This window comes from Oligoflexus sp., assembly GCF_035638955.1.
Lineage (GTDB): Bacteria > Bdellovibrionota_B > Oligoflexia > Oligoflexales > Oligoflexaceae > Oligoflexus.
In genome coordinates this window covers 1-14,400 of sequence record NZ_DASQYZ010000305.1, presented here as the reverse complement: position 1 = coordinate 14,400, position 14,400 = coordinate 1, and the positions used below count along the sequence as shown (strand labels likewise).

Sequence of the window (14,400 nt, the reverse complement as noted above, 5' to 3'; positions counted from 1 at the left end):
CCGGAGCGGGTTGTGGTCGCCTCGGTCCAGTCCCTCGCGCAGAGGCTTTCCAGCTTTGACCCTTCGGAATTTTCCGTGGTCATTGCTGATGAATGCCATCACGTCTATGCAAAGACATGGGCCGATACGATCGCGCATTTTCAAAAAAAGAGTGACACGCTGCTCCTTGGTATGACGGCCACTCCCAGAAGAACCGATGGAAGATCTGCAGATCAGGCATTTGGCGAGGTGGCCTATGAAATCTCGCTTGATGCCCTTCAGGATCTTTCCTACCTCGTGCCGATGGATTACTACACGGTCGATGCAAACCTTGGCCTCGGTGAGGTTGAAATATCCCAGGCCGGTGACTTTCAAAGAGGAACTGGCGAAGGACTTTTCAAGAGCCGGGATCGGCGCAAGGCATATCACAGGGTACACGAAAAACCGGGATGAAATTCTTGAAGCGTTCCGCTCGGGCGACCTTCAGGTGATTACAAATTTTGGGGTTTTGACGGAAGGCTTTGATGATCCATCCATTGAATGTGTGCTCCTGGCAAGGCCCACGACATCCCCGCTGGTCTATAGCCAATGTCTGGGCCGTGGGCTCAGGAGCCATCCAGGAAAAAGCCTATGCACAGTGATTGACATAATCGATAGGACCACGCACCAGCTCCAGTATAGCGTCTATGAGGCGGCAGGCTTCAAGGCTGGCTGGACGCCGAGCGGAAAGGACCCTCTCAGGGAAGCCAAGGCCATAGCAAAGATCCGGGTGACGGATCCTGCCGTGTTCCTTCGGATCAAAAATGCGCTCTCGCTCGCGGAAACGCAGCAGATTCTCATGAACCTTCCGGAAGACAAGGTCCTGACCGGGCTGGATGGTGGCCCCAATCTCCGTTATGAAACGGAAGCGGAAAACGGCCAGGTAAAAAGTGAGGAGGCACTGAGCCGTATTTTTGCCATTTCAAACCAGCTCACAATTGATCTCTGCGGGATGGAGTGTGAGAAAGGCAGGCTGACAATTTATCTGCCGGCATCCGAGCGGGATAGGATTCCATCGTTTTTTGATTGGCACATAAAAAATGCCACCGGCATCAGGCCGGAGCTTATTTATTCGTCTGATGAAAAAGTTCTGATAGACGAACTCCACGGGGAAAGCTGAAAGACGAAAATCCCAAAGGCCGGGTCCTTGAGCTAGAAATGGCCCGGAAGTTGATCGAGGTCCAAATCAAGGTCTGGGAGGCTTCCATGGGCTTTGAAGCCCAGGGAACCGTCCGGTTGAAGGATGGCTATCACAGGACGCCTGTTTACTGGTCGAAAACCAGGAAAAAGCATGCCGAACAGGGAGCGGCTCATGGCCTTTTTAAATACCTGTCCCGGACGTTTGACCTGAATGTTGAAGCAAGCGAGCAAAAGGCCCCGGTTCCTGTGAGTGCCGATGCACGAGCGAGACTCAATGAGATGGTTCAGCGGAAGATCCTTACGGGCTTTGGCTATGAAGAGCTGGGCAAAAGCGGGGCGGATCATGAAATCCTCTTTCAAATGAAAGCCTGGGCGGACGTTCCTGGTCAGCCAAGGCTGGTGGGACCTTCTGTCACAGCCAGGAGCAAAAAGGAATCGCAGGCCCGGGCCGCCTCGCTTCTCTATGAAAGCATTTCACACCTCGATAAGGCTCCCGAGCCGGTAACGATCATTAGGCCCCTGTCGACCGAGGCCATTCAAAAGAAGATGCAAAGGCTCCGCGAGAGCATGGAGCAGGTTCAAGTGTAAGGGTTGGCCAACGCCTCCCGATCTCCGGCGATTACATGTAGGATGCTACCCAACGCTGAAGGGGACAGAGGAGCACGGATATCATGACCAACCCTGATCTCACGCCCAGACATGAACCAAGAAAAATGATCACCGTGGCGTTTGGAGTTGTCACTGCGGTGCACTATTGCATTGCCAAGGTCCATTTCCAGTAAGTGCTCGACGGTCCTCTGATAAAGTCCGTAAAAATCGTTTCCACGAAACAGAACCGCCGTCGTCAGTTAAAGACAGAATCGGATTTTTTCGCTGGCACAGGAATTATAGCCGCAAGAATGTGCAAGTTGTATGCGATTGCATCAACTATGTTGCAGCTGGTAATGGTGTGCTTTCGTTCTGGTTCTATCGGAAATGTGTCAACTCCTGCGGAATTGTTAAGGGGCTTATTATGCTAAAGTCGATGGTATCGCTGTCTGCTGTCATGTTCCTGATCTCTTGCGGAGCCGGATCCAAGCCTGATAAACCGCCAGAAGCAAAAGTCACATCAAACATGGATACAGAGCGAAGCACGGTCACGAATCAGGAGTTGACCTGTACCGAGTCGCCCGAAGACGGTCGCCAGGCTTATGCGCAGTTCTGTGCCGGATGCCACGGAGTTGATGCGAAGGGCGGAAGTTCGAACGGCAAAACCTATCCTCAGCTCGTGAATATCAGCAAAACGTCTGACCAGTTCAAAGAAATTGTCCGTTCCGGGCTGAAGGGCGGAATGCCCGCTTTCAGCACAGATCGTTTGTCGGATGCAAAAATTTCGTCGATTTATGCTGTGCTCAAGAACGAATTGTCGATCGGAGGTGGGAAAGGCGAATGCATTCCGACCGATGATATCAGTCCTGAAAAAATGAACGAGTATTTGTCAGTTGGTCTGGCGACGTTCCGTAAGACCGGGCATGATGGTCTGGCCTGTGTGAACTGTCACTCACCTGACGGTATAGATCTTGCTCGAATCGGATACTCAGATTCCACCATCCTGCGGCGCGCTCTGGCCCACGTCGATGCTGAGGACGGACAAACGATCGTTCGATACATTCATGCTTTACGGAAAAAGAACAATTTCACGACTCTGGTCGATCCCAAAAAGTTTCGCCCCTTTCAACCGGCCGGTGAATCCCTGCCAGGGGCTACCCTTTTGGAAAGAGACACGGCCTTCGGAACCAGTCTCAGACAGGTGCACAAACTAAAATTCACTATGGATGCTCCCATTCTTTCCCTTCAGGATGCCAAGGCTGCGGCTGATGAAGTTCTGAAGGTTGACCTGCATAACCTTAAAGTCGGCATTGACTTCGATCGCTGGACTTCGGACGACTTCAATGGTGAAGAATTCCGATCCTTTTCAGAATGGATTCCCACGACAGGCTTCGTCGAGCGCGAAGCTTCGGGTGATCAAAAAGGAACCATAGGGGAAAGTGATGCGTCCGTGACAAAGAGCTGGTTCCAAATCCAGGACGAATATCTGGCCGATCCAACCGATGCGAACTTTTGGAAAATGTTTGACTGGTCCTTTGTCAAATTGAAGCATAAGGATCCTGCCTTCTCAGGGTCTGCGCTGAACTACATCAGCCTTCGCCGCTATCATACGATGCTGCTCGGTCAGCATATGCTGCGTAAGGGCACGAACGTGATGCCGGATGCCTTAATCGACGTCGCGTATCGAAACAAGGAACACCACCTCAATGCCCGCCATGCTTTCTGGGCCGTGGGAGACCTCGCCCGTGCCGGTTTCTCGCGTTTTGGAGAGGAGCAGGGTCCTTGCTTCCTGACAGCGGCGTGCATGGGCGTTCCGGTCGCTGACGCGATGCGTTCCAAATTTCCATCGTTAGCGTATTCCAAAGACCGCGTCCGCCGTTACTATGAGGGCGACGGTTTTGCTGATGATATCTATCCTTTGCGCTCCACGGAACTCGATCTTCGAAACACCTGGTTCTGGCTGGGTTGGATCAATGAACCAGCTCAACTTTTGTCAGGGGACAATGGCTCAAATTTGAGCTGTGAGTATTTCTGTGGCCTGATGCCTCTTTTCCATGGCACTTTCTCGACACTTCGAATGAATCTTGAGCGGGGTTATCGCGCGGACCTGAATCCGGTGCTTCTCAAGAGTCTGGAAGCTCCATCCGGAACCAGTCTTAGATTTTTCTCCAGATGGGGAAACCCCGGCTACTTCTTCTGCACGGCGGGATTCTGTAACATCATTAGTCCGTATGCGCAGGGTTCGAACGAAGACAAGCTTTTCCGAAGAACATATTCCAATGCGATGCTGACCGTTCTTTACCTGCGTCTTGACGAGCTGAAGCGTTTGGGCGGCATTAGCGGAAATCGGGACAGCAAGGGTGAGGCGAAAGCCAAACTCGTTGCCGAGCTGCCACTCATCAAGACAAGGCTCAAGAAACTTCAACCAGATCTGGCTGGAAATGCTGCGGTTGAACTTCTGTTCAGTGAAACGAAGTCAGCGCTCGAAGGCGCGCAGGAATACTATTGAGGATGATGGGCTCTGCTTTAGGCACTGTTGCAGCTGGATGAGCCCATGATATTCTTGCAGAAACCTGGAGAGGCCGACTGTGGAAGAACGGCCCTCATTTCCAAGTCACTCCCAGAGTTTGACGATGACGAGCATCCCGTCCTGCTGCCCACCATTGTTCGTCTGCACGGTTGTCCCGGTGACGGCGAGGTCGGTGGCGCAAGTCGTTCCTCCGAGTACCAGCAGGTTTCCTTTTTGCGCAAGGGCAGCAAAGGATTGCTGTTTGCCATCGCCTGAGCACGTCCCACCTATGCGGGTGTTGACTTCGGCTTTGGTGAAGTCATGCGAAAGGACGAAAAGACCGGTTTCCGCAGTGTTCGAATGGCCAAAGATGTTCTCGGGATCGCGAGTCGGAAAAGAGCGACCTATGCCTTTAGGCAAGTAAATGCGTCCCCAGGCGTCCACGGCGTGATTCGTCACGTGAGAGCGCAGGAATGTAGCCAGGACAGGTTTCTTCTGCGCCGGGTCGTAGACCATGTACATCGTCGAAAGGCTGTTTGGAGCACCCTGGAATGTACCCTTGCTGATCGAATCTTCGAGCCTGATGTCGAGCTGGGGGCAAGTCGCGGCGTTTTTGCAGTTTGGATCATCCCGCACAGGCCAGCGAGCCAGCGTGGAATTGCCGCCGTCGGTCCATCCTTTCAGGCCGATTAAGCCATTGGGAAGAGGAAAGACATCATAGCCACGTGAGTCGGCCCCAAGACTTTTGTCAAAAGCCACACTTGCCCACCAATCCCACATGCGGGCCTCCTGGTTTTCAGGAAGGTCACAGTTTTTGCCCGTCTTGCAAACCAAAAACGTTGGCTGCATGAGGTTGGCGTGAACGTGCCTCGTACCGAAATAATAGGATAAGCCCGAACGTGGGTCATCGAATTTTTTAGCGTGCTTGGCTGACTTCCAGTTATAATTCCATTCTTTGTAGAGCGGAGGCTTGTCAGAGTAAGCATCGGTATCCGGTGTACTCACGTCTCCCTCGACTCTGACACTGGCCAGACCCTGAGGGTAGACGATCCGAAATCCCTTTCCCTCGGCCGTTACCGAACCGTCATCGCCGATACTGACATTTCGAATGTACTGATTGCCCGGACCTCCCACGTACGTGACCACGGCCAGCGATGGCACGATGGTGGGTGCAGGAGTCCCTGCTTCCGCCTGCGGCAACCACGGTGTTGTCCCCCTCAGAGAACTTTCCTGGTTCGCATCAGCACGCGCTGATGCGGAGACGCTACTCCCTGTCGGCGTGAGATCCTGCTGGGTGTCCGGGCTGTCTCTATCGTGAGACGAATTTCCGCGACCACATCCAGCCAGTCCACTGCAAACTGCTGTAAGGAGGAGCGCCGCCATGGGAATGCGTATCTGCGAATGAAGCGAACGGCCGTAGATATTTTTGTCCAGTTTTACTGCCAGCTCGGAATAAATCATAAAGTACCTCTTGGGTTGCCAACCTCGTGGCTCATTTCACATTAGGGAAATCGCTGTAAAGGGACTTCGCGTTTTAACTCCAAAACATCCCACACATGCGGTAAACCCTGCTCCAATGAATTCTTAATTCAATCGATAGCAATTGATCATGGCTGCAGTGAGATGTCAAGGCACCGAACGAATCCGAAGCTTCACTTGGTTGGCATATTATTGAGCTCCAGCTTGTGTTGGCTCCGCTTTTGTCGATATTGATCTTTATCGGTTCATCGTTTGACTTGGTTGCCTTGCACAGGAAGCGCTTTGCAACTGAGGATTATGGACTTTTCAAAATACCTTCCTTTGACGCTCAGTGCCAAGATAGAACAATTACGATCCACCGAGTAACAGTATTTTTGCACGCTGGCTAAAGCTTCGCAAAAAATCCTGAATAAAGCGCACCGGCATTGGGTTGCAGTTAAACACTTCAATGCTGGATATGAAATATTGCGCTTGGATGAAGGCTGGAAGTTACTAACATAGGGAGGTGCTAAAATTTAAGGCGAAATAACTGCATTGTGTCTGATAGAGCCGACATAAATTAGAGATTGGATAAGTATGAAAAAAATCTCTCTTAACAAAAATTCTTTGACCTGAACTTGCTTGACTTAACTTCTGTTTGTATTTTATCTGTGGCTACCCTAATTGTTGCTGAAGAAGAATGAAGAAGAGGATGTGAATAACTATGAAGATAGCTAAAAAAGCGCGCTTTCCATCAGTTCGTCCGACGATATTTGTTGCAGCATTCCTGGGCTCCATTGTCATCGGATGCGGTCAGGGTCAAGAGTCAGATGACCAAATAGTTTCAGAGAAAGAGTCTTCTGCTGGGTTGAGTCAATCACCCGATATGGGCTTGGACGAAGCTGGTGTGGCGGCTCAGAGAGCTAATAATTTCAAAGTTTACCATGTGAGTGCTAATGGTAGTGACAAGAACGATGGTCTTTCTTCAACTCGACCATTCAAAACCATTCAAAAAGCTGCAAATCTCACCAACCCAGGCGATACTGTCCTGATCATGAACGGCACCTATACAAACCCGTGCTATGCTTGCGACATACTGGAGATCGAGAGATCTGGAACGGCTTCGGCCTGGATTACCTATAAAGCCTATCCGGGCCACAAGCCGAAGTTGCAGTTGAAAGATGGATGGAATGCCATTGATGTTCTGGGAGCATCCTATTTTACCATCGAAGGTCTTGAAATTGAAGGTAACGCTGCTTCTGTGAGCCTTGAGTATGCTCGCTCTCAGGCTAATAACACCAACAATCCCAGGACCTCGGGCAATTGCATTTCTGTGTCAAAGAAGAAGTCTGGGTCGAGCGAAGTATATCCTCACCATCTTATTATCCGTAAGAACAAGGTGCATCACTGCGGAGGTGGTGGCATTGGAGTGGGGCTAGCGGACTACGTAACTATTGAAGACAATGAAGTTTATTCAAACGCCTGGTGGTCGGTTCATGCTAACAGCGGTATTTCCCTGTTGTATTCCTTGGATATCGACAACAATCGTGGATACAAGAATTTCATTCGCCGCAATAAGACCTATGACAACCGGATGTTTATCAAATGGAAATCGAAAAATGCAATAACGGACGGGAACGGTATTATCATCGATTATAACTCGAACAAGCCGATTAAAAAGCCAGCTTACAAAGGTCGCACGCTGGTCGAAAACAATCTCACCTATTTGAACGGTGGGTCAGGCATTCATGCTTTTAACAGTAGCCATGTCGATATCATCAACAATACATCTTATATGAATGGTGTCAGTGAAGAACTGCAAGGCGAAATATATTCGAACGGCAGTGATGATGTCAAAATCCTGAATAACATCATGTATGCGAGGACTGGCGAAGAGGTGAATCACAAATGGGGTAGCACGAACCTTGTGAATGATTATAACATCTATTACAACACGACCAAGATTCCTGTGAAAGGCCCGAACGATATTGTAGCCGACCCTCTGTTCGTCGATGCGAAAAAACGTGACTTCCGTCTTCGCGCGGGTTCGCCGGCGATTGACAGCGGTACGAGCGCAATTTTTGCGGCAGTTGACCTGAATGGTGCCGGACGTGCTGGCCCGTCCGTTGATAGGGGAGCGTATGAACAACAGGAGAATCCGGTTGTGCTTACAACGCTGGAAGCCGAAACGTTGGTTCCGAGCTCGGGCGCATTGCATTGGGATGGCCATGCGTGGATTTTTTATACCAATGGAACCCTGGAAACTGCTGTGAATTTTCCAAGTTCCGGAACGTATGTCTTTGATGTCGTGGCTGCTGGTCGATCGGCTGCTGACGTTGCGCCTATCCTTGAAGTTAAGGTTGATGGTGTTAGGGTAGGGAGCGTCAACGTCACCGATCGAAACTTCAGCACCTACAGTCTGAATGTTCCGATTACCGCTGGCTCGAGAAACGTAAGCATCAGTTTCGTGAACGACCATTACGATTCAGCCAAAGCGCAGGATAGAAACGTATTCATTGATAAGGTCACGATTAGGCGTTGATGCCGGGTAAATCTCCACTATTGGCGTTGTGTAAACAGCGCCTCAAGTTTGGACAAAAAATACCAGGGCCCCGTAAAGCTGGGAATTGTGGGTATTAGTAAGACTGTTTTATGGTTATCCGCCGAACTCAACGTTTCGTCCAGTATGTCATTTTATAAGGATTGGAGCGCCCGGAATTATCTTGAGAGAAAGTCACTTCTCTCAGGATAATCCCAGGCTATACTCCAATTTGAAAAAACACCTTTTCGACTGGGCGAGGACAGCATGGATGCTTCCGAACTGATTGCAGTGAACCAGACCAGGCCAATGTGCATGGATGATGAAACGCGGAATTCCTGGCCGGCTTTTTTGCCGATCTACGTTCACCGCTGACCCTGCGCGAATACCGCCTTGCCGTCACCGAGCTTTTTGCCTTCCTCGGCAGCCGCGTCTCCCACCCTTCCGAGCTTTGCAAGCACCACATCGCCTTTTATAAAAAGCATCTTGAAACAAAGGGGCTTTCGAACAAAACCATTCAGAAAAAAATGTCCGCCGTCTCCGCCTTCTGCCGGCATCTGGGAGGGGAAGGCATGCTTGATCGCGATGTCATCCATGGAATCAAACGCCCGAAAACCCAGAACCTTCGGGAAACCTCTGATATCTCTGACACTGATGTCAGGCGGATATTTGCGGCCATCGACTCCAAAAAGTTCAACTCGGAAGCCTATAAGGCAATCCTCGCCGTTGGATTTTTTACCGGCCTTCGCTCGGCTGAGATCAGAAATCTCAGGATAAAAAATGTGGGCCATGTCGATGGAATCAAGCTTCTCCATATGACCATCAAAGGTGACAAGCCCCACGAAATTCCCCTCCACCCCTTTGTCATTAAAGCACTGAGCCAGCACATGGAGCGCCTCAAGGAAATGGGCTTTGCCATCGATGACCCGGAGCATGTGCTTTTTCCGAGTCTTAAAACCAAGGTCAACAGGCCCATAAGCCAGGAGGCTCTTTCCTATATTTTTCGCACCAGCCTTGAAAAGGCAGGCATCGAAAAAAGTGACTTCCGCCGCTATTCACCCCATTCGATGCGGGCGACCTTCGCCGGGCATCTCCTTAATACGATTGAGGCTCCACTCGAAGATGTGCAGGCAGCCCTTGGCCACGCGAACCCATCGACGACTCAGAAATATAACAAAATACGCAAAGCTCACGAAAAAAGCCCCGTCTATCGCATCGACTACTGAAGTCCACTTATTGTCTCAAAGCAAGCGGTTCTGTTGCGCCAGGTGGCAAAAGCGTTTTTCAACTGATCCAACGATTCGAATTCCATTCCTGCTCCTCCTGGCGAGATTGCTATCGAGCGCAAGGTTATCCCGGATTATGGAATCTGTCGGTCAAGCTTGCCGGAACGGTAGCCGTACAAATAAGCCATTTTCCGCCGGATCGAACGGCATGAAGCTTTTGGCCTGCTTGGGCTTGAGGCTGGGAAATAGTTTTTCCGGAAAAATGATCAGGCTGGTTTGCTCATTGTCCTTCATGAGCACCTTTCGCACGCCTTCATAAATTATCTTAAATATTTCTACTTCTCCGGATAGACAGGACTTAAGTGGTCTAGCGACATCTCCATTCCAAGAGTCTAATAGCGAGCGTCTTGATAGCTTTGTCTGCAGACAGCGATAAATAAAGACAGTCTCGTTCAATCTTCCTTGAAAAAACACACCAAGCAATTTCCCTGTAGTGTATAAAGATCCTGGTAAATGCGGGTTCTGCCCGTTCCTGCACTAATTGGAGAGTCATAACGTGGAAAATCCCTATCAAAAACAAATAGCTGCTGTGTTATTCATCGCCGCCTCTGCGTTTGCGCAATATGGTTGCGGGCCAAATAGCGCAACGAGCAGCCTTCAGGCGAAGGTTGGTTTCGAGCCCGTAACGGTCCCTGCTCTTATCCAAGCTGAAAATTTCAACGCGGCTGTCGAGCTTTCCCAAGGTAATAGCGGTACTGCATGCGACGCAACCAACGATGGCAATGTTGATATTCGAGAGACTTCGGATATAGGCGGCGGCTGCGCTGTCGGCTGGACCCGGGACGGCGAATCGCTGGACTATTACATTCTGAACCGTTCCTCGGAAGCTACACTTTTTGATCTTGAAGTCCGTATCGCCAGCGGTAGCGCCGATAGCTCGACTACGATCGAAAGCCCTCCTGGCAATGTGATCGGCACCGTGAAAGCCGCAGGCGATGACTACTCTCTCGGCTGGGAAAACTGGATCACGCGCACTCTTGCAGACATAAAAATTGGACCAGGTCTGCAGATCGTCCGGGTTAAATTCACGGGCGGGCAGGATTTAAATCACTTGAATTTCAAAGCCAAGGAACGCACGGATCCCGGTCAGATCCTTGCCGAAGAGGCCATCAAACGTTCTTGCGGTGGCTGCCATTCATATTTGCTTAGCGAGAACACAGTCAACTGGGCGGAAGTAATCAAGCGCGCGGCGCCTTTCAAACAACGCATCCTCGATGCTGTTTCGCCCATGCCTCCCAGTTCAGTGACTGGCTCCCTGCAAATCAGCTCCGATGAAAGAGACGCGATTCTGAATTATGTCGCGGACGTCGCTAACCATCCTGTAGAGCAAACCAGCCCTATCAGTACAAAGGTTTTTACGTCCAAAGGCATGAAGCTGCAGCGTGACCTCATGGCGGAAGGTGCTGGTCACATCTGGGGCATGATTTTCCTTCCAGACGGTAACCTCCTTACGTCACTGAAGTCGGGCGAAATCAGGCTTTTTGATGTAAAGAAACGCACCAGCACCGACATTAAGGGTGGACCTCGAGCAGCTCAACATGGCCAGGGAGGTCTTTTCGATATCGCTATCTCCTCTGATTTTGGCGATGATCGCAAGATTTTCATGAGCTATGCGAAAGACCTGGGCGGTGGTCAATACACGACAGCTCTTTCATCGGCAGAGTTTGACGGCAAGGAATTTAAGAATCTTAAGGAGATTTTTGTCGCCAAAGGCTCGACGAGCAAGGGTGAGCATTTCGGTGGTCGCATCGTCGTGGACAGTGACGGCAGCATTTGGCTCTCGATTGGCGAGCGTAACGAACGCTGGAATTCACAGCAGCTGGATAATCATCTTGGCAAGATCCTGCATCTAACGGAAACCGGTGCGGCGCATCCGAATAATCCCTTTATCAATGGCGGCGGATTGCCTGAAATTTACAGCTACGGTCACCGTAACCCACAGGGTCTTGCAAGGAACCTCCTCACTGGTGAAATCTGGGCAGCCGAGCATGGGGCCAAGGGCGGCGATGAAATCAATGTCATCCGGGCTGGTCTAAACTTCGGCTGGCCCAAGGCGACTCACGGCACGAATTACGACGGCAGCTATATTGGGCCTGCAGTCCTCGAAGGCACCGAGCAACCCCTGACATACTGGGTTCCATCGATCGCTCCCAGCGGCTTGCAGATCTACAGCTCGGACGCGATGCCTGCATGGAAGGGCCTTGCCATCCAGGGCACTCTCGTCGGCAAACACCTCAACTTGGTTGAGATCAAGAATGGTACAAGGGTATCTGAGGAACGCCTTTTCCTGGAAGACGGCCTTCGCATCCGAGAAGTGGAAATGGCCCCGAATGGCGACCTTTGGTACGCGGCGGATTCAGGTCAACTCTTCCGTATTCGTCGGGCGAATTGAGTTCATTAAGTCCTAAAAATTAAGAGGGCCGGGTACTGGGGGTTCCTGGTTCGATAGATGGGGAGATAAAGGCCGGGGTGACCACACCACCTTTTACCGCTGGGTCATGAAATTTACGCCAAGGCTGGAAAAGGCTGTGCACCGGCTTAAGCGGCCTTCAGGCAAAAGCTGGCGCCTGGATGAAACGTATATCAAGGTCAAAGGCCAGTGGAAATACTTCTACCGGGCAGTCGATAAGGAAGGCAATACCGTGGACTATATCGTGAAGGAAGTCTCGGAATGTGGCCTTGGGACCCATGAAAGAAGTGTCCTCTCTCTCATTTCGCCTTCAGAAATTCCTTTTGTCTTTCGAAGGACTTTATTTTTTCATCAACGAATTCCAGAACGGCGGTTTTAATAAATGCCTGACGGTTGATGCCAAGTCGTTGCGAAACAGCGTCAACGGCATCGAGCATCTCGGGAGTGAAATCGACATTCACGCGCGCGAAATATCGTGCACTGTCTGATTTTCCCGCGACTCGACGAGGGGAACCTTCCCGGGGTGGCATCATTCGGCCGTTGCCCTTCAGAACGTCTGCTGTTTCGAGATCCTGGCCTTTCTCTTCCATAGCCAGCAGCTCTTCGTTGCTCAAATCAACCTTCATATTTTTTTCTCTCCTCTGCCGATGATTTCCAGAATGTGGCCATCCAGGTTATCTCGTTCCCATCGCTGTCCGTTCTATCTTCGCAAGCCACGGTGACGAGAACATGGTTGCTGGCGTATCCGATATTGGTCTGGATAAGTCTCACTTTGCTCCATGTAATAAGGCGAAGCGAACAAGGCCATGACTTCCTCAAAACCAAAGCCATATTGCCGCGTCTTCTCTCCATCTTTATTATCGTCCCAATCATACAATTCTTAAGTCTCCCAGCCATATTTCCTACAATTAGTATATCGGATATACCTTTTTGATCAACAGGATTGAACTAGCATGCCGTCATAGCCATAACCCAATGATTTTTTTACAATTGTATATTGGATGCAATTATGCAGCCTTTTTGCATGACAGCAAAGCCTTGCTGAACGGGGGATTTTGACTCTTCAGCTGCTGTGGATAAGCTCGCTGCATAAAATGCGAAGATTCCTGGCTGAAATGACATGATAATGCAGTCTTTATGGCGCTACCTGTTGTGCTTTTTCAGCGAACCCATGGATATTTTGATCATTTTTGAAAATCATAAAGATTACAATGACTTAAATCAGCGAACATTCCAGAGATTTTGTCATCTAAAATGCCGCTGAAAAAAATCACGAAATAAGTCCGTTTGACTTAATAAACTATGTTATTTTGAGACGCTATAGAGATAGTTCAAATAGCTTTGAGCCGTATCGTGGGTCATTCGGCACAAGGCAATCCAAACAAAGCTTACGATATGCCTTGCTTCATAGGTTCATGATTGAAAAGGATGGGTCATCTGCGTGCCGAATGACCCACTAGTTCGGACCAGCTGTTTAATCGCAGATGTCATAAGCATCGCTCACGTAGTCTTTCACCGATATGTAAACTTTTTCAGGCTCGGCACTGGGTTGTTTACTCACGAGCACAACCCAGTCTACGTCGGTGCTCAGGATTGGTTGAGACTTGTCGACTTCCACAGATGAGAGAAAATCCATTTGGCCTTTGAACGTCTCGCAATCCTTGACCGAAGGATTCTGACAAAAGTCAAACTCCCGTATCGAGCAAAGGCTATGGTCCGACACTATATCGATGTTTCGGGTCGGCTCAAGGCCCGAAATCCAGTGAAAAACTTCAGGTTTGCCGAGGATTTTGGTCAGAAACCGATCGCCGACCTGCTTCACGTAGACGGTGGATGTCGTCAATCCATACGCGAAAAAACCGCTGGGCACTTCACCGACGAGCTTCGCTTGGGGATCTGCGGATGCCCAGATTTTGATGGGCAGGTAGCCGCCTGCTTTATCTTCGATTTGACGCATCAGAACTCCGATGGCCCGATCTTCGCTTTCAACTGCATATTGATCGAGGTCCTTTGGCAAAGGTGGGGCTTTGTAGCGTATATTCACCGTCATCTCGATGAATTTCTTGCTGTCGTCGGCAAGCTTGACGTCGCCGCAGAGGGTGTAAGTGCCGATTTCAAAAGTCTCGGCACATTGGATCGACTTGCCTTCTGTTTTACACTTGGAAACATAGCTCGAACCAAGCTCTTTCATGATGGTGAAATCGAAGGCTTGCCCGCTTTGCAAATCAAAAGGCACAGCAAACGCGAAACGATCGCCCCATTCGACGTCCGCCTTGAATTGAAGATCCGTAGGGACGGGTTCATTGCGATCGTCCTGGCGCCCGATTGTGTTTTGAAAGGTACAATTGAGGGCGGGTGCAGACGGGGCAGGCGCTGGTGGCGTGACATCAGCGACGCTTGCTGGTGCAGGGCTCGGCTGCGGGGCAAGCGCCTTCGGTGATTTTTTCCAAAA

The 14,400-nt window shown here is 50.3% G+C and carries 11 protein-coding genes and 2 pseudogenes; 9 read left to right on the top strand and 4 right to left on the bottom strand.

Annotation, left to right across the window (positions count from 1 at the left end):
* From VE954_RS27750 to VE954_RS27735, 4 genes are all read left to right on the top strand, one after another.
* On the top strand, positions 1–432 hold a 432-nt coding region (locus VE954_RS27750), incomplete at its 5' end, for a DEAD/DEAH box helicase (RefSeq protein WP_324959022.1).
* Complete coding sequence (locus VE954_RS27745; protein WP_324959023.1) at positions 320–1,138, top strand: DEAD/DEAH box helicase; 819 nt, start codon at positions 320–322, stop codon at positions 1,136–1,138. The genes VE954_RS27750 and VE954_RS27745, both read left to right, overlap by 113 nt.
* 38 nt (positions 1,139–1,176) lie before the next feature.
* Complete coding sequence (locus VE954_RS27740) at positions 1,177–1,746, top strand: hypothetical protein (RefSeq protein ID WP_324959020.1); 570 nt, start codon at positions 1,177–1,179, stop codon at positions 1,744–1,746.
* A gap of 424 nt (positions 1,747–2,170) precedes the next feature.
* On the top strand, positions 2,171–4,255 hold the full coding sequence (locus VE954_RS27735; RefSeq protein ID WP_324959018.1) for a cytochrome c: 2,085 nt from the start codon (positions 2,171–2,173) through the stop codon (positions 4,253–4,255).
* Positions 4,256–4,360: 105 nt separating this feature from the next.
* Here the strand turns inward: VE954_RS27735 and VE954_RS27730 are convergent, their stop codons facing one another.
* On the bottom strand, positions 4,361–5,716 hold the full coding sequence (locus VE954_RS27730; RefSeq protein ID WP_324959016.1) for a hypothetical protein: 1,356 nt from the start codon (positions 5,714–5,716) through the stop codon (positions 4,361–4,363).
* Positions 5,717–6,437: 721 nt separating this feature from the next.
* On the opposite strand from VE954_RS27730, the gene VE954_RS27725 reads away from it, so the two are divergent.
* The 3 genes and pseudogenes from VE954_RS27725 (at position 6,438) to VE954_RS27720 (ending at position 9,478) form a co-directional block, all read left to right on the top strand.
* A complete protein-coding gene (locus VE954_RS27725; RefSeq protein WP_324959013.1) occupies positions 6,438–8,255 on the top strand; it encodes a carbohydrate-binding domain-containing protein in 1,818 nt (605 codons plus the stop codon).
* A gap of 335 nt (positions 8,256–8,590) precedes the next feature.
* Positions 8,591–8,800: pseudogene (locus tag VE954_RS44470) on the top strand (site-specific integrase); the annotation flags it as partial.
* 24 nt (positions 8,801–8,824) lie between these two features.
* Positions 8,825–9,478, top strand: a complete 654-nt coding sequence (locus VE954_RS27720; protein ID WP_324959011.1) for a tyrosine-type recombinase/integrase — start codon at positions 8,825–8,827, stop codon at positions 9,476–9,478.
* A 150-nt stretch (positions 9,479–9,628) separates the two neighbouring features.
* Here VE954_RS27720 and VE954_RS27715 read toward each other — a convergent pair whose 3' ends face one another.
* Entirely contained in the window at positions 9,629–9,772 is a 144-nt protein-coding gene (locus VE954_RS27715; RefSeq protein WP_324959009.1) for a hypothetical protein, read from the bottom strand.
* Positions 9,773–10,034: 262 nt separating this feature from the next.
* Between VE954_RS27715 and VE954_RS27710 the strand changes: the two genes are divergently transcribed.
* Together VE954_RS27710 and VE954_RS43875 are read left to right on the top strand one after the other, a co-directional pair.
* Positions 10,035–11,930, top strand: a complete 1,896-nt coding sequence (locus VE954_RS27710; protein ID WP_324959007.1) for a PQQ-dependent sugar dehydrogenase — start codon at positions 10,035–10,037, stop codon at positions 11,928–11,930.
* A gap of 79 nt (positions 11,931–12,009) precedes the next feature.
* Positions 12,010–12,198 (top strand): annotated as a pseudogene (locus VE954_RS43875) (DDE-type integrase/transposase/recombinase); the annotation flags it as partial.
* A 49-nt stretch (positions 12,199–12,247) separates the two neighbouring features.
* On the opposite strand, the gene VE954_RS27700 reads toward VE954_RS43875, so the two are convergent.
* Positions 12,248–12,574, bottom strand: coding sequence for a hypothetical protein (locus tag VE954_RS27700; protein WP_324959005.1), 327 nt, complete (start codon positions 12,572–12,574; stop codon positions 12,248–12,250).
* 848 nt (positions 12,575–13,422) lie between these two features.
* Positions 13,423–14,400: hypothetical protein (locus tag VE954_RS27695; RefSeq protein WP_324959003.1), on the bottom strand; the 978-nt coding region annotated here is incomplete at its 5' end.